The following is a 16,480-nucleotide window of genomic DNA, read 5'->3' as shown; positions in this document are numbered from 1 at the left end:
ATATTTGCCCGCTTATTCTCCTGATCTAAACCTCATCGAACATAAATGGGCACAGGCCAAAGCACTGCGTAGACAACAAAACCAGACCGTTGAGATGCTCTTCAAATCCTATACATTCTGAATCATTCTTAACTGGTTAGACTATATAGTTAGCTTTTAATATTATTCCAATTCTTAATAGAAACTGAAATTATAATTTCACATAACCCTATGTAAATAAATAAAAATATTTCTACTATTATTTACTTTTCTATTGGGATTTAGAATTATTAGGGTTCGGATACTTTAAACCCTCGTATGAGGGTAGCCATGATGTAGCAAGGAGGTCTTTGATGCTGCAGTTGAAGTGGAGTTGGAGCTGATGGTGATGCGGCCGAAATCTTTCACTCTACCCCAAATGCGTATTCGGTCAGCCATTCTCTCAAAGCTTTGCTATCATATCTCTCGTCTGCAAAGAATAAGAAAAATAGGATAGTTCTGTGATTTAATGATAAATCCGTAGTATTAATAGTTCACCTTGAACGTCGGACTATCCTCCGGTCTAATTTTACGGTGGTCGTATATTCTCGTGGTCGAGATGTTGGCATGCCCTAGCCACTCCTGCACCTTGGCGATATCGGCCTGATGGTCGAGTGCATTGGTTGCAGCCGTGGCACGTAGAGAGTGTGCCCCGATCCTAATCCCTAGTTTTTCAGAGTAGGCCTGCACGATCTTGTAGACGGCATCTGAAGTCATTGCTTTCTTTGCCTGCTGATGCCGATTATTGCTCAGAGAGCGAAATAAAGGACCGGTATCATCATCGCTATGACCAGCCGCCTCCAGATAATCATGCAGCAATCCGCCGACTTGGGGATGGAGAGGAATATAACGCGTCTTGCCACCCTTGCCCGATACTTTCATGTGAAGGACCCCGCGTCGTTCCTGCTTGATGTCCTTCACCTTCAATTTACACAGTTCATCACGACGCAGCGCCTGGTACAGTAAGATAGCCAAGATGGCGCGGTCCCGTTTTCCTTTCAGGGTGCGCCCATCCGGCGCCTCGAGCAACGCGCGAGCCTGGTGGTCCCCCAGTGCAGGGGATTTACCCTCATAGCCTTCCACCGATGGACGCTTGACCCCCTTGACCGGATTGTGCGTCACCGCATTCTGCTCGCACAAATATTCAAACAGTGAGGACAGCGCCGCCAGGCGGTGGCGGATGGTGGCGCCCGACAATTCACGCTTTCTGAGTTCCTCGCGGAAAGCGATGAGATGGGCGCGGGTAATCTGCCGGAATTGTTCTGGACGAACGATGCCGGTAAAGCGCATAAAATCCTGCAACGCATGTTGATACGTGCGTTGCGTGCAGACATTGGCTAAATTGGCAAACCACTCGAGTTCGGGCGGCACGTCGGCTAACCGATAAAAATCGGGCGCATCCAATAATCGAGTTTGCGGGGGCTCAAGGGTGGGTAAATTTTGGGGGTTCATGGGAAGCAGTTTACTATTGATAAAATACGTTATCAATAGTAAAACAGTTTTAAGAGATATTTAATATCTGGTAATTTAGAGCTTTTCTTTGTAAGAAAGACAAGCTATATGTTTATAAGTATCTTCCCAGATTTCTTCAAATCTTTGAGGACTACTGATAGTAAAGTTAGGCGCGCGGTACGCGATAGTACCGCTGTTGACTGGAATTCGCTGTTAGGTCTCTCTGAAGCAAAGCTTTAATGGTTCATAGTTGGTACGATGGTGCTGTCTGTTTTAATGTCAATTCGCTTTGATTCTTTAGGGTCAACTACAAAGACATTTTCCCCTTGGTTACTTCCTTCCAAATTTTCAACGGCATACTTGCCTGGGGGTACGTTCGTAAATTTTATCTGTCCCCTTGCGTTCGTTTTCCCTTCAATTGGATGAGGCTCATGAGTATCACCAACGTTAATTATTCGGAAGGGAATACCAGCACCGGTTTACCATCCATATCTTGTGCTTGTACCGTAACTTGAGCTGCCTGCTTTGCCACGAGGTCCTTGTATTGTGTAGTCACTAATGCGAAATCTTGCGGAAGACCTAGTTTCTTCACTTCCGCTGCGGTAATAGCCATACCGCCCTTTGCCGCTAGTATGTCTGTACTTACTCGGATATAACCTATTGCACGTTTCATATCTTTTACCTTTCTGGTGTTTGCTCATTTAAATAACCAATTAGCATTATTGCAAATTTGCATACATATGCTCATATGCGATTGCATACATATAATTGTGGAATAAAAAAGGAATTTGATGTGTATTGGGTACGTGGCGATTCCATGCTCATCCTCCATTTCATGTCTGCATTTTATGAAACTTCAGACACTTCACACTTTTAGATAAATTCTCAATATCAAATTAAGTTTTTTGCTTATTTTAATTTTCATCAAGAGAGTATATCTTTGATCTAACTTAGATTAAGGTTGAAATCATACCCATATCTTAATCTAACCTATTAAACTTAAATTTTTTTTCTATACAATCGTTATTAAAAAATCCATTTATTTTCCCAATCCATCAATTAATAAAGGATTTTAAATGAAAAAAATTTTTTTGTACGCTGCTCTCTTACTGACTTCCAGCTACGGGTTTGCTATTGAGGGGTGTCACGACAACGGTACTCCTACGGGTGGTGGCCTAAATGGCCGTACAACGCTCATTATTTGCCATAATGATATGCATATATACTCTATTAGAGGAGAACATATTAATAAAGGCGACCACCCCCACAAAGGATATATGCGGATCGCTGATAATAACAACTGGGCAGTCAACAGTGGTGTTGAAACCGTTCAACCAGATAACTCTATGTCAAAGACTGTAGCTTTGGACAGGAATGTTCCTCAAAATTGGAGGGTTTGCGCAGTGTGGGTTAGATCACCTTCCGGTACATTTACCAATCATGCCTGCATAAAAATGCAGCACGGTCTTCCAATGCCTGACTAAGAAAATCTGAAGATAGTGGGGCTGATTCACTTGATTGGTTTTGGGAAGATTATGCCACCCATTTTGAGTTTATCACATCCAGAACTGCGTACCGGCTTTCCACGGCGTGCGCACACCGACGTCTGAACAACTGCGGGGATTGCTCAGCCAGAATTCCAACACATCTTCAGCCAGTTTATTTGAATTAATAGCTGCTTACCTAAGTTAAACTCGACTATCTCTCAAGGTGTTGCTCAATGAGTTTCTCTAGGTCGAACGTGCCAGATTCAACAACTGGCATTGACGAACCTGACTAAGACTCCCATGGGGCTCAATCATCTCTTTGCGTTCTACAAGACTTAATGATTGAGCTTTCTCACTAAAAAATCGCGTTCTACCGTCAATTGACCAATAATCCGCTGCAGGTCATCTGTTGTAGGTTGCTCCTTATTGGCGCCAGTATTATTTTTAGAAAATAGCTCGGCAGCTTGCTTAATGAGTTGCCGTTTCCAGCTATTGATCTGCGTGGGATGGACATGATAACGCGATGCTAATTGGGGGCAGTTTCATCACCGTGTATCGCTGCCAGCGCTAGCTTTGCTTTGAATTCACTCGAATAGTGTATGCGCTTTTTACTCATCGTCATTAAGCTCCTTTTTAATTATGGCAGAGCTTAACAACCTGTACAGTTTTTGGGTACCACTTCAAGTTGTAGATAACAGTTGTTAAGGGTGAAACGTGGCACCCTTCTTTTGGTATCTTATTATTTAGACAGATTTAATTCGGTCGTTACTGACGATCGATTGCACTGATTGCACTAAATCTCACTGGCAACGTTGCCAATGATAAAATTTGTAGCGTACTGGACAAGATTTAAGAACTCATTTATTCCAAATCTGCGTTTTATCGCCATCAACATGCGATTTTGACCGTTGCAGGAGCAGATATTGTATTATATTGCTAATACTCCTACAGACTCAGATGATTCCAAGCTTGATCTTTCAGGATGAAATTCAGAGTCTATAGAATCTTATCTTGTAAAGCCACGTAAAGAACTTAAAAAAGCTTACAAGCTTCTTAAATCCAATCAGAAAAGCGTGTTTTGATTAAAGCTATTAGCTTTAAGGAGGACTAATTTGAGTGTTTATAATATTACCAGGGACTCCGATTACGATTAAAGAAGCATTCTTGGCTATCCCATTATAAGTGCTGCAACGTAGATCAACAATCAACTCATTATTTTTTAATTTCTCCATATCTATGGTTCCTTGCAACGATAATGATATATATTGTATGCTTTCGAGCCTAAAATCAGACCTATCTAGAATTACAAAGCCATCAAATATTGATAACCGTGCACTGGCTGCCTGAGAGTCGCCATCCCAATTCTGGATAAGAACCTTACCAAACACGACATAGTTATTAATGCGTTCTAGATCAACTGGAGGTACTTTAACTGCCACTACTACTGTGTCATTGAAGCTATCCAGTTTTTTTCTGATGATGTACCGACAAAAACACTATTGAAAGAAGCCATTTGATTATTTCCTCCTTAAGAGTAAATCTTATGTTCATTCACTGCGCTTTTATGTCTAGCAGTTAATCTCAAAAGTAGAACAAGAAGCTTGGTTTGTAACTAAATATAGAGTTTTTTGAGTTAGCGTATGGTACGCTGCTTTTTTCGGACGTAGCTGTTTTTTATTACAACCACATCTACTGATAAACAAAATGCGTTCTTGTTTATAACAAATACATTTTGAAAACAACAAAACTTATCTTTGTTAAATCAGTTTCTTCATATTACATGAAATATTTTAATTATGTTGTTCGGCTAATGACGGATAACAGGGATCAGAAGCTCACTGAGCGTACTCTTGACTAGGTCAGGCTGAATCAGTTTTACAGATTTGAACCAATCGATATGTCTTTGTACAATAAGACTCTGTCCCCAAGTAGGATCTTCCGGCAATATGGGTCCGATCTTAGGTAATTCAGTATTTTCCTATCTAACTCTCTGACTGTACGCAACAACGTCTCGATCGCCCTCCACCGATCCTCGAAAAATGCTTTTTCAACGATGAGATAGCTAGGGGCCATGTTAATGGTAATGCTTTCGACAAGGGTTTCGGTCTTCTGCTCATCTTTTCCGACAATTGTCTCGAAGACCTCGATTGTGGCAGCAAAGGCATCCGGAAACACCTCAGGCTCAAGCGCCGAGATTTCTACGGTTACCTCCCCCACATAACTTGAGACAGAATTACTTGCTGGAGGAGTATAGCTAACCTGAATCTGAACGTTAGCGCGTCCAGGGCGGCGATTATTCTCAACTAGTACGAAGGCATCGGGCTCGCTTTCAAGTCGCCTCTCTTCGGCAAACGTGAGATGCTTAGATTGACAGACATCCCACACTTCTGTGTCGAAGCTGTACTTTTGTTCAATTAGTTTCGCAGGAAATTCACTACTAGGTACGCCCCCGAACGAAAAGGGAATAACGTCAATCTTCTTACTATTCTGTCCGCAGACCACAACTCGATAGCCAAGCTGGGTTTTTGTCCGGTCCTAGCTCTCCACTCTATTGATATATCATCACCCCCTCTCCACTAGTGATGACGTTATCCCAAGTGGGTGGTTGACCTACCAACGTAATCGATACATCGTCGCCAAAGTTGACGATGAAGGTATCAGCCTCAATTTTGATACTGGTAATATGACTGGCTATCTCTTCACGAGTTAAACCATACTCAGTAAAATCCAGCTTGTCTCCTTCCTGCCCATTATAGTTGTCAATTCTCCAGTGCCCCTTATCATGGAAGACAAAATCTTCTGCTCCCTCTTCCCCACGGCAAGATTCACCTGGACGTGCATCGACATGTTTATGTTTATCACTTCCTTGGCCTTTACCATCATGGCCATGATCACCCATGTCTTTATCGTCTTGGCCTTTACCATTCCGGCCATGATCGCCTTTGTCTTTATCGCTGTAGCCTTTGCCGTCATGACTATGATCGCCTTTGTCTTTATCGCCGTGGCCTTTGCCGTCATGGCTATGATCATCCTGGTATTTATCGTCTTGGCCTTTACCATACCAGTGTCCACGATCATGGGAATTTCCCATTATGTTTCCCATTATATTGTCAAAGAGTGTACTCATCATATTCTCCTTCTATTTAAGATTAATAATAGTTGAGTAATCTTGTGCATCACGTTAAGAATCGCTATTTTCTGAACTCATCTGTAACCTCCTTTAACGTGTCAATAAGAGTTACTACGATCAAAGAACTCATAAAGTAAAATCGCAGTCAGTTTTTACTGAACCAGTATTTGGAGGAAATTACCTCATGGGTTAAGCTAAATTACCCCTCATACTGCAGAAGTAATTTGGTTACTTTGATTTTCCTAATTTCGAACGATTCTCAAGATTGAATAAGGCTAATGCTGATTATTCCTAGAAAATACAAGTAGTTTTAATTCTGTACTTTCAATTTCTGCTTCGAATTGATGTTGTCGTTTTACCTTCTTTGGTTGCGTCCATTTGGTCCGACAGTGAGTGAGTTAACACTAATAAATGCCTGCTTCTCTCGCATTCTCGAATTATTCAATCCTTTGATTGCCCACGCTGTAAAACTTATTAGCTTGCTATCCATGTATCTATTACCACCCCTGTAAGTGCAGTTGGCAAAAAATGCTCCCTGTAGCTACTGTTAAAGTAAGTGAAAGGACTAAACGGTAAGCGGTCCAGCGAGCAGACCACCCGATCCTTTATGCGTTAGTCCTTACTGCACTGTCGGAATGAAACCGTTCTTTTGCAATAAGTTTGTTTTTGGTAACTCTTCAAGCGGTGTACCACGCTTGGCAATGATGTGAATGCGCTTCGCTTTAATTCGCGCCAGAAATAATTCTGTCAACCAAACGCATGACAGCATTAATATTAGGAACGAGACAACAAATTCGTTTCATGAAAACCTCCTAATATTTAGGTTTATCAATATTGTTTAGTAAAACAGTTGAGTATCTACTGCAGAGCAGCGGTCATGAATTAAACTACTTCCACTTTCTTGGAAAACGATGCTATGGAATAACAAATAAATTGGCAATAATGCAAGTGTATACAATTATCATTTCTATTTATTTGGTATATCAAAAAAATACCGCTGAGATCCTGCCAGATAAAGGCTCAGCAATTAATGGTGTTGTGGCTCAATAAAGCCGTATAACTTGTTAAGGTAGTTAAACTGCTAACTAGCGAGGTGAAGGATGAAAGAATTAGGAAAGCGAAGACTCTATCCAGAGCAACAGAAGTGTAATTGAGGTATGCTGATTTTCATGGAGTCCGAAGTTTTATAAACTGAAGAGATGAAATGGAGGAGGAAGAAGTGAATTGGCGCACTCCGATATCATCTCTGTGGTCTCATTCATGATATTGTGAACCATCAATTATTGGTGTACTATGTACACCACATTGACTTCGAGAACTTTCACTAGGTGAGCCATGCCATTGAATTTATAGAAACCCCTACCTTTACGAAGCAAATCAAGGAGCTCGCTACAGATGATGAACTCAAGAAACTTCAGGTCGAACTCATCGCGCAACCTGATAAAGGTAATTTGATTCAGGGGACTGGCGGACTTCGGAAAGTCAGGATGGCTGCAAGTGGCCAAGGAAAAAGTAGCAGCGTTCGAGTTATATATTTTTTGGCCACCGCTGAGATTATTTATCTAATACTTGCTTACCCCAAGAATGTGAAAGACAACTTAACCAATGCTGAAAAAGCGGAACTGAAAAAATTGACCAAATTACTCAAAGGGGAAGTTTGAGCATGAGTATTTTTAATGAATTAAAAGCTTCTCTTCAGGAAGCTGTCGATATTAAACAGGGCGCAGAATCCACGTCTCGTGTGACTCGCTTTGAGGTCGCCGATGTGAAAGCTCTTCGCTCGCAACTGAATGTTTCTCAGCAAGAGCTCGCCGCGGCACTGGGGACCAGTGTCGACACCATCAAAAGTTGGGAAAACAAGCGACGCAATCCGACTGGCTTAGCTGCAAAGGTTCTCGCAACGATTCAAGATAATCCAAAATTTTTCTACGAATTGGCATCTCATTAAGCTCTGATTTTGTACCGCCCTTCAAATGACACTGGAGCGGGTATTTGTATCACAGATGCCGGCAAAGATCTCGAACCTGACAGCCATCAATGTTGAGAACGCCGGCCACTTCATCCACAAGGAACGGCCTGAGCTGGTGACGAAGTCGATGCTCGACTTCATGCAAGATAGACACCAGGCTTCGACCCAGTAATATCGACGCGGAAAACTCTCATGCTGAATCCGTCATGGTGAAAGTCCCTCGCCGCCGCTATCTTCCTTGTATTTTTCTCTTTACGGAGTTTGCTATGGCACACGATGAGCAAAGGCCGTACGCGGAATTCGGGTACACCCAGATCTGGCCCGATATGAAGCTTCGGCACATGGTCGTGCATAACCCGAAACCGAAGGGTTACGTGCTCTTCTTGCACGGTTTTCCGGAAACGGTCTATGTCTGGAAGGATATTGCCCAGACGCTCGGAAAGGACTACGAAGTTCACGCCATCGATTGGCCAGGCTACGGACTCTCCACAAGGCCTGACACTAAGCAGTTCTCCTACGCTCCCAAGGACTACGCCGCGGTACTAAAGAAATACATACACAAGTCAGGCATTGATTCCTCTAACCTCGTCATCTACGCCACTGACATCGGTGCGTTGCCGGCATTGCTCCTTGCCATTGATGAGCCGAGGGTTGCCAAATACATCGTTGTCGGCGACTTCGCACCCTTCAATCGGCCGGACTACATGTATGCTAGCCTGCAAAGCCTGAAGTCGCTGCCGGGCGCCGAAAGCACACGTGCCTACATGAACAAGACCCGAGATGAAATCCTGGCCAATGCGTATCGCAGAGGACTGTCGCAAGACGAGCAGTTCGATATTTCGGAGGAAATCCAGCAAGACATGTCGAACGGCTGGAGCCAGGGCAGCATGAGCTCTGCGGATGCCTTCTTCCACTACTACCAGCACTTCACCCGGGACCAAGACTACTTGGAATCCAACATCGACAAGCTGAAGACTCATGTCCGTGTGATCTGGGGCGAGAAGGACATCTATATCAACAAGCAAATGGGTGTTGAGTTCGCCCAAAAGATCGGCTCTCAGCTCACGGTACTTCCCGGCATCGGGCACTACCCGCATCTGCAGGATCCCGCTAAGACAGTCGAAGAAGTGTGTTCGGAATTCAACAAATGACGACCGTCTGAGGATAGGGTCGGTGCCTGCGGACTTTTCAACGCTGCCAATATCGTATTGCTCGGTTCGCGGTGTTCATGTGCTGGCGGCCACTCATAGAGTGTGATGGAAACAACCTTGGCAGACAAAATAATTATCTCATTTTTTCGATTAAACGTTCATACGGTATTTAACCTCCCAAGCCTCCATGCGGTCGGTGATAGGTGTAGAAAGCTTCCCATTCAGCCAGTTCGGCACGAGAACCGAAATACCATTTATTTTTATCATTCATCTCAGTAAGTTAACACACTTTAATAAATGCTTAACTTCTTAAGAGCCTAAAAGATCTATTTAAAGGTGAACTGGTAGGTTATGCCATGGATAAGAGAATGACGAAGGGTTTGGTTATGCAGACATTATTTCGTGCTACTGAAAGTAAACATCCAGATAAGGGGCTGATTGCTCACTCAGATCAAGGGAACCAATATTGTGCATCTGATTACCAGAATTTATTGAAATAATTTGGCACGATCGCTTCTATGAGTTGCAAGGGGAATTGCTATGATAATTCTCCAATGGGAAGCCTCTGGGGATACTTAAAACCGAACGGGTGCATCATCGGAAATTCAAGACATGGCAACAAGCCTGCGCCCTACTCTCTTCCCCGGTGAGAGGTGGTGCCGATCATAAAGTATAAATTACCATCGAGTTACTAAAACGCCACCAAACCAAGAGCATAAGGAGAAAACCATGCCATTCGTTAATATTCATATTACATAACTGGGGAGTTGGTGGTCGGACAATTACCGAAATCCGTAAGAATCAGCGTGAACATGACGACCAATAAGCTATTTCGGTTGACATTACCCTCAATACGGAGGTCCAGAATGAAGAATGCGAAGAAGATGTACCTAATCACCGGTACAAATGGCGGCCTTGCAGGCCGGGTACCATGTGATTAGCACCGTGCGGCGCGAGAAAGATCGTGTCGCCTTTGAGTCCCGGCATCGCACACGGGCTAAGTCGGTGCTCCTGGACGTCAGACGTTTCGGCACCATCGAGCCCATCGTTCGCCGAATCGAAGAGAACTGATCCGCCAGTTCGAGGTCAATGTATTCTGAGCAGTGGCCATGAGCAAAGCCGCGCTGCCGAGTATGCGCCAGCAGCGCCACGGACACACCGTCAACATCACGTCGATGGCTGGCTACGCGGGGTTGTCCGGTATTCCGTACTACAGTGCCAGCAAGTTCGCGCTCGAAGGCATCATCGACGTACTGTCTCGGGAGGTCAGAGATCTCGGCATAAAAATCACGGCAATGGTGCCGTGAATCATCCGCACCGAATGGGCTGGACGCTCGATGATCTGCTCCGGGTACTCGATTGCGGACTACGCCGTGGTGTTCGATCCAGTACGCAAACACCGGCAGGAATACAGCGCTCACCAGGCTGGCGATCCGACCAAAACCGCCCAGGCTCTGCTTCGCATTGTCGATACACGTAACTCGCCGACACACCTGTTGCTGGGCACCGACGCCTACCGGCTCGTGGAGGAACGGTTGTCCAAATTGGGCAGAGAGATCAATGCATGGGAATCCATGACGCGCTCGACCGACTTCGGTTGATCGGCCGACGCCCATTTTCAGGTTCAACCGATTTTCTAGTTCAACTAATTCTGCCCACACGGGCTTAACACGGAGAAACAACATGACTCAACTTGACAAGGTTCTTTACACAGCCAAAACACACACCACGGGAGGTCGCAATGGTGAGTCCCGCAGCTCCGACGGCCATCTCGAGGTCAAGCTTACGCGCCCAGATGATCAGGGCAATGGTACCAATCCGGAGCAACTGTTCGCTGCGGGCTGGTCGGCCTGTTTCCTTAGCGCCGTTGAACTCGCCGCAGCGAAGAAGAAAGTAGTTCTACCTGCGGATCGCGCCATCGATGCTGAAGTGGACTTAGGGATGAACGGTAACGCTTTCCAGCTGCAGGCGTGGCTGAAGGTCAGCCTGCCGGGAATCGAGCACGAAGTTGCCCAAGCTTTGGTCGATGCCGCACATCAGATTTGCCCGTACTCGAGGGCGACACGCGGAAACATCGATGTCAAGATTACCCTGGCATAACAGGATGTGCATGTACAGTCGGGCGAGGCGTCGGTCAAAACGGTCGAGATCGTACGCCAGCATTTTCCGCATCTCAAGATCTACGCGCGAGACCGTACGGCGCTTTCGCACGCATTCCGAAGCGATGTTGCGCAAGCAATACCTGGTGCATCATGATGAAGAACAGCTGATCGCCACGGAAAAACAGGCAGCGGCGCAATTGGAAGAATTGTTCGAGCAAGACGCGAACGTGGCTGGAGGCAGGGATCGCGCAACGGCAAACATGTCCTGAACTTGGGGAACTACCTATCTCCACCTTGGAACGTAGATACGGTTAGGTCCGCGATGGTCTGCCTCATCCTTTACTTCTTACCCATGTTCCCCGTGGGGAGGGGGGGCATATATCCCATCTCCGCTATTTACACCAACACCAGCTTAGGCCAATCAGCGAAAGTACTGTTCTGTTATCAATTTTGCTAACTCCAGTCAACAGGCATACATCATTCAGCCATTAGCCTGCAGGAAATACGTGTTTATACGTATTTACAACAGAATTAATGTGGTTCCCAATAACAATTTTTGTTTGAAAGAGCTAATTTGATTCTATAACTTGCCACGCGGAGCAGAAAGACAGGTTATTCTAGGAGTCCAGGTTGACAACTCTTTATGCCGAATCCCTCTTGCGTGAATTAATCATGCCGATGGAAGCCTGACTAAAGGTTGGCTTTTGATGTCGGCAGTATTTGCTCACTCCCCTTCAATTAAGGAGAATGTCATGTCTGAAATTATTGAACGGCCGAAGCACAGCGAAAAGGGGTTGCTGACGCCAGACAATTGCGTCGTCACGTTGATTGACCTACAGCCACAAATGCTCTTTGGCGTTACTAATTTTGACCGCCAATCGATCATCAACAACAACGTTGCGCTCGCGAAAACTGTCAAAGTATTTGGTATTCCAATGGTCCTCTCCACGGTTGAAACCAAGAGTTTTAGCGGCAATCTCTGGCCACAGGTCCAGACTGTTTTCCCTGACCAGGTACCGATCGAGCGCTCTTCTATGAACTCCTGGGATGATAGAAACTTCGTTACCGCAATTGAGAAAACAGGCCGGAAAAAGATTGTATTGGCTGGCCTGTGGACCGAAACCTGTGTCGCGCTTCCCACAATACAAGCTATGCACGACGGCTACGAGGTCTATGTCGTCGAAGACTGCTGCGGCGATGTCAGTCAGCTTGCCCATGAGAATGCGATGAAGCGCGTGATCCAGGCAGGCGCCAAGCCAGTCACCTCGCTCTCGGTAATGCTCGAGTGGCAGCGCGACTGGGCGGAGCGTGAAACTTATGATGCTGTTATGGATATCGTGAAAAATCACTTTGGAGCGTATGGGATGGGCGTGGAGTACGCCTATACCATGGTGCATGGCGCCCCAGCGACGAAGTTCCCTGAATACGTTCTCCCTAATGCTGGGCCTGATCACCATTAACAAAGAAGACTCCTGATTCCGGATCCCAGCTTTCGCTCATATCATTTAACCGATGCAGGAGTTCATATGACTGCTGACACCATCCTCCATAATGCCAAAATCGCGACGAACGTAGACCCGTCGTTTGTCGAAGCGGTTGCCATCAAGGACGGCAAGATTAGTGCGATCGGTACCAACGATGAGATTATGCGGCAACGCGGCTCTGCGACAAGCATAATCGACGGCAATGGCCGGGCGGTCATTCCCGGCCTCAACGATTCTCACATACACCCGATTCGCGGTGGTTTGAACTACAACCTAGAACTGCGCTGGGATGGCGTGCCCTCGCTCGCGGATGCATTGCGCAGATTGAAGGAACAAGCTATGCGAACACCGCCCCCGCAATGGGTGCGGGTAATCGGTGGCTGGACAGCCTTCCAATTCGCCGAGCGCCGTCTACCGACGCTGGACGAGATCAATCGGGTCGCGCCTGATACTCCCGTCTTCGTGCTGCACCTTTATGACCGCGCGTTTCTGAATGGCGCAGCCTTGCGTGCTGTCGGCTATACGAAAGACATGCCGGATCCGCCGGGCGCTGAGATTCAGCGGGACAAACAAGGTAATCCGACCGGGCTCATCATTGCGCGTCCGAATGCAATGATCCTGTATGCGACGCTTGCCAAGGGGCCAAAGCTCACGCATGAAGACCAGGTGAACTCAACCCGCCACTTTATGCGAGAACTTAACCGTTTTGGTATTACCAGCGTCATCGATGCCGGCGGTGGTTAAGAGTTGGCCGACTTCGAGCAATGGACGCAGGAGACGAGGCCCGGTGCGGGCGACGATTTCTATCGCATGAACGGTGCGGGCGAAATGCTCGTCTATTCGGCGGCAGATTTTGAGGATTTTCTCGAGCCACGCCCCGACATGGCGCCCGTCATGGAGAATGAACTCAAGGCGGTCATTCGGCATCTGGCCGAAAAGCGCTGGCCATTTCGCTTGCACGCGACCTACGACGAGACGATTACCCGTGCCCTGAATGTCTATGAAGAAGTGAATCGAGAGGTTCCCTTTGAGGGGCTCCACTGGTTCTTCGACCATTGCGAGACGATCTCCGACCGTAACATCGAACGCATCAGAGCACTCGACGGTGGTATCGCCGTGCAAGACCGGATGGCGTTTCAGGGCGAGTACTTCGTAAATCGTTATGGTGAACAACAGGCGCAGCGCACGCCACCTATCCGACGGATGCTGGAACTGGGCGTCCCTGTGGGCGCGGGTACCGACGCCACGCGCGTCTCAAGCTACAACCCTTTTGTCGCACTATACTGGCTAATTACAGGCAAGACCGTCGGGGGCATGGCACTCTACCCAGAGAACAACCGCCTCGATCGCCAGGAAGCCCTGCGCCTGTACACGGTCGGAAGCAGCTGGTTCTCTTCCGAGGAAGAAAAGAAAGGATCCATTGCGCCGGGACAGTTAGCTGATCTTGCGGTGCTTTCAGCCGATTTTTTTTTCGATTCCGGAAGAAGAGATCAAACAGATCGAATCGGTACTGACGATTGTCGGTGGCCGTATTGTTTTCGGCGCAGACGAATTTAGTTCTTTGGGGCCGCCGCCTCTGCCGGTCAGTCCCGATTGGTCTCCGGTGAAGGCCTACGGTGGCTACGTCAAGACGAGCGGGGTTCATACGATAGAACCGCTCTGTAAGCACGTCCATGCTCCTGATGCAAAATCACACCACTGGGTGCTGAGCCAGTCTGGGCCATGGCGCTTGCATTGTGATTGCATGGCCTTTTAATGGTCGACACGAACTAGCATCCTATCATTTAAATAGAGAGGGATAACTCATGAATCATGAAACTGACCAAGCGCTTACTGAGAAAGTGCTCAAAGCTTATGACCATATCGATGATCCAAGACTCAAATCGATCGTTTCGCTGTTGATCAAACACCTGCATACCTGCATTAAAGAGATGAAAGTGACAGATCAGGAGTGGGAGTTTGCCTGGGACTTCATGAGGAGGATGGCTGAGAAAACCAGTCCCGAAAGAAATGAATTCCTGCTGCTGGCCGATGTCATTGGGGTGAGCCAACTGATCGAGTCGCACAACCACGAGACACCGGGACAGCCGGTTGGCTATGCATTGGTAGGGCCTTTCTTTCGTGCGAATGCGCCCTTCCGCGAACGCGGCAGCTCTATTGCCAGCGAAGAAACACCGGGTGAGCGCGTGCATATTTCTGGCCGGGTGTACGATTTCGAGAATAATAAGCCTGTTGAAGGGGCGGTTCTCGATACGTGGCAAGCCGCGACCAATGGCCTTTATGAGAATCAGGACGAGCACCAGCCGGACTACAATCTGCGCGGTCGTTTCAAAACAGATGAAAATGGGACTTTCGAGCTGATCGCACTGATGCCGACTGCTTACCCCGTTCCGACGGATGGGCCCGTAGGTGAACTCTTGCGCGTCGCCAAACGGCCACCAGATCGGCCGGCGCACATCCATTTCATCGTGTTAGCCCCGTGTTATGAGACACTTGTTACCCAGATCTTTGTCAAAGGGGACCCGATCATCGAAGATGATGCCGTCTTCACCGCCAGCCAGAACATGGTCGGTGATTTCAGGCAAGAAGGTGACCACATGCTCCTGAAGTATGGCTTTCCGTTAAAGCGGGGGGTCTCGAAAATGCCCAAAGCCCCGATTCCGTCCTAGGAGCTGCCACATGGAAAATATCGCTCATCAGATCGTTGGCACCTGGCGGCTGGTTCACTCCATCCATGTGAATTCTGATGGCAAGAAGGAATATCCCTACGGCGAGGATGCTGTGGGGTATATTTACTACAGCAACTCTGGTCACATGGCGGTGCAGATCAGCCGCAAATCCAGAGGCGAGAGTGAAGACCTGGCCCGCCTTAAGAAGGATTATCTGGCTTATTTCGGCCGCTATGAGCTCGACACCGAAAAACGTGTGGTACGCCATTTTGTCGAGGGGCAGCTGTTCCCAGGCGGCCACTCCGATGTTCTCGAAAGAGCTTATCGGTTCCACGGTGATCTCTTGTCACTTACGCCTACGGATGGGACCCATCGCGAGATCCTGTGGCAGCGTATCGGCAACGATAAGCGCGAGCAACCGCGTTGACCCGGACAAAGATGCGGGGTCTTCTGTTTCGAAGCACGGGCTCATAGGACCATCTGAAGGTCGAAGAGCTTTCCATGCCGGTACCCAAGACCGGCGAAGGTAAAAAGTTTTCGCTGCGCTTGGCAATCTTACAAGCTGGGTTGGTATCGACTCAAACCACCATATTGAATATATATATTGCCTGAAATAGAAGAGTTTGTGAAAATTACCGAAAAATAAAAGTAATCACAGCTTAAACATCTGGAATACAGTATATCTGTCAGGGAGAGTTGTCTTGTTATCTGTATTTTCCTTGATTCAGACATTAACTAATGGTCAATCATACGAAAGGGGCAAGCCCATCCATGATATTGCGGGCACTCTGGTTCTCGTTAAGCATCATAAAGAACAATCTCAGGAGTAGGTACCCCTTCCTCCACGCTGCACTCGGTCACCACTCATTAAAAATGAGCGACTATTTCAATCTATCTTCCTTTATTTTCCTAGGGTCTGTTGACATTTCACATAGGTAGCCACAGATATCCACACGCTATGGCTACCATACTTTCATAATTTCGCTTCAGCTTGTCGTATCGTGTCGCTATTGCCCGG

At 46.9% G+C, this 16,480-nt stretch carries 17 protein-coding genes and 3 pseudogenes; 14 read left to right on the top strand and 6 right to left on the bottom strand.

The genetic code is table 11. The features are described 5' to 3' along the window. The first annotated feature begins 4 nt into the window (after window positions 1-4). Window positions 5-121, top strand: a complete 117-nt coding sequence (locus BM283_RS20665) for a hypothetical protein (protein WP_368086409.1) — start codon at window positions 5-7, stop codon at window positions 119-121. Between the two features lie 383 nt (window positions 122-504). On the opposite strand, the gene BM283_RS14640 is transcribed toward BM283_RS20665, so the two are convergent. Both BM283_RS14640 and BM283_RS14635 read right to left on the bottom strand, forming a co-directional pair. Next, window positions 505-1,470, bottom strand: a complete 966-nt coding sequence (locus BM283_RS14640; RefSeq protein ID WP_090694396.1) for a tyrosine-type recombinase/integrase — start codon at window positions 1,468-1,470, stop codon at window positions 505-507. A gap of 451 nt (window positions 1,471-1,921) precedes the next feature. Beyond that, complete coding sequence (locus BM283_RS14635; RefSeq protein ID WP_090694394.1) at window positions 1,922-2,143, bottom strand: hypothetical protein; 222 nt, start codon at window positions 2,141-2,143, stop codon at window positions 1,922-1,924. A 403-nt stretch (window positions 2,144-2,546) separates the two neighbouring features. On the opposite strand from BM283_RS14635, the gene BM283_RS14630 reads away from it, so the two are divergent. Further along, entirely contained in the window at window positions 2,547-2,954 is a 408-nt protein-coding gene (locus BM283_RS14630; protein WP_090694392.1) for a hypothetical protein, read from the top strand. A gap of 1,100 nt (window positions 2,955-4,054) precedes the next feature. Here BM283_RS14630 and BM283_RS14625 read toward each other — a convergent pair. From BM283_RS14625 to BM283_RS14615, 3 genes are all read right to left on the bottom strand, one after another. Beyond that, on the bottom strand, window positions 4,055-4,396 hold the full coding sequence (locus tag BM283_RS14625) for a hypothetical protein (protein ID WP_090694389.1): 342 nt from the start codon (window positions 4,394-4,396) through the stop codon (window positions 4,055-4,057). 436 nt (window positions 4,397-4,832) lie between these two features. Beyond that, entirely contained in the window at window positions 4,833-5,459 is a 627-nt protein-coding gene (locus BM283_RS14620) for a hypothetical protein (RefSeq protein WP_090694388.1), read from the bottom strand. Between the two features lie 46 nt (window positions 5,460-5,505). Further along, window positions 5,506-6,084 carry a hypothetical protein gene (locus BM283_RS14615; RefSeq protein ID WP_090694385.1) on the bottom strand — a complete coding sequence of 193 codons (579 nt, stop codon included), beginning with the start codon at window positions 6,082-6,084 and terminating at the stop codon, window positions 5,506-5,508. A gap of 1,343 nt (window positions 6,085-7,427) precedes the next feature. Here BM283_RS14615 and BM283_RS14610 point away from each other — a divergent pair. The 12 genes and pseudogenes from BM283_RS14610 (at window position 7,428) to BM283_RS14570 (ending at window position 15,889) form a co-directional block, all read left to right on the top strand. Continuing rightward, window positions 7,428-7,748 carry a type II toxin-antitoxin system RelE/ParE family toxin gene (locus BM283_RS14610; protein ID WP_217646550.1) on the top strand — a complete coding sequence of 107 codons (321 nt, stop codon included), beginning with the start codon at window positions 7,428-7,430 and terminating at the stop codon, window positions 7,746-7,748. A 2-nt stretch (window positions 7,749-7,750) separates the two neighbouring features. After that, window positions 7,751-8,035 carry a NadS family protein gene (nadS, locus tag BM283_RS14605; protein WP_090694381.1) on the top strand — a complete coding sequence of 95 codons (285 nt, stop codon included), beginning with the start codon at window positions 7,751-7,753 and terminating at the stop codon, window positions 8,033-8,035. 287 nt (window positions 8,036-8,322) lie between these two features. After that, a complete protein-coding gene (locus BM283_RS14600; RefSeq protein ID WP_090694378.1) occupies window positions 8,323-9,207 on the top strand; it encodes an alpha/beta fold hydrolase in 885 nt (294 codons plus the stop codon). Window positions 9,208-9,524: 317 nt separating this feature from the next. Next, window positions 9,525-9,832, top strand: a pseudogene (locus tag BM283_RS20120) (DDE-type integrase/transposase/recombinase); the annotation flags it as partial. Between the two features lie 484 nt (window positions 9,833-10,316). Continuing rightward, the gene (locus BM283_RS19590) at window positions 10,317-10,514 is read left to right on the top strand and encodes an SDR family NAD(P)-dependent oxidoreductase (protein ID WP_217646549.1); all 198 of its coding nucleotides are present in this window, start codon (window positions 10,317-10,319) and stop codon (window positions 10,512-10,514) included. A gap of 30 nt (window positions 10,515-10,544) precedes the next feature. After that, entirely contained in the window at window positions 10,545-10,808 is a 264-nt protein-coding gene (locus tag BM283_RS19585; RefSeq protein ID WP_217646548.1) for a Rossmann-fold NAD(P)-binding domain-containing protein, read from the top strand. An 82-nt stretch (window positions 10,809-10,890) separates the two neighbouring features. After that, a complete protein-coding gene (locus BM283_RS14590) occupies window positions 10,891-11,307 on the top strand; it encodes an organic hydroperoxide resistance protein (protein WP_090694376.1) in 417 nt (138 codons plus the stop codon). Between the two features lie 124 nt (window positions 11,308-11,431). Continuing rightward, on the top strand, window positions 11,432-11,578 hold the full coding sequence (locus tag BM283_RS18965) for a hypothetical protein (RefSeq protein WP_175492163.1): 147 nt from the start codon (window positions 11,432-11,434) through the stop codon (window positions 11,576-11,578). Between the two features lie 483 nt (window positions 11,579-12,061). Beyond that, a complete protein-coding gene (locus BM283_RS14585; protein WP_090694374.1) occupies window positions 12,062-12,769 on the top strand; it encodes a hydrolase in 708 nt (235 codons plus the stop codon). Window positions 12,770-12,835: 66 nt separating this feature from the next. Further along, window positions 12,836-14,350: pseudogene (locus BM283_RS14580) on the top strand (amidohydrolase). A 248-nt stretch (window positions 14,351-14,598) separates the two neighbouring features. Further along, window positions 14,599-15,462, top strand: coding sequence for a dioxygenase family protein (locus BM283_RS14575; RefSeq protein WP_090694372.1), 864 nt, complete (start codon window positions 14,599-14,601; stop codon window positions 15,460-15,462). Between the two features lie 10 nt (window positions 15,463-15,472). Further along, window positions 15,473-15,889 carry a lipocalin-like domain-containing protein gene (locus BM283_RS14570; RefSeq protein ID WP_090694370.1) on the top strand — a complete coding sequence of 139 codons (417 nt, stop codon included), beginning with the start codon at window positions 15,473-15,475 and terminating at the stop codon, window positions 15,887-15,889. Window positions 15,890-16,389: 500 nt separating this feature from the next. On the opposite strand, the pseudogene BM283_RS18285 reads toward BM283_RS14570, so the two are convergent. Beyond that, window positions 16,390-16,480, bottom strand: a pseudogene (locus BM283_RS18285) (IS5/IS1182 family transposase); the annotation flags it as partial.

Origin of the sequence: Nitrosomonas sp. Nm34 (assembly GCF_900113925.1) — a bacterium.
Lineage (GTDB): Bacteria > Pseudomonadota > Gammaproteobacteria > Burkholderiales > Nitrosomonadaceae > Nitrosomonas.
This window is presented reverse-complemented; position numbering and strand designations above follow the sequence as displayed.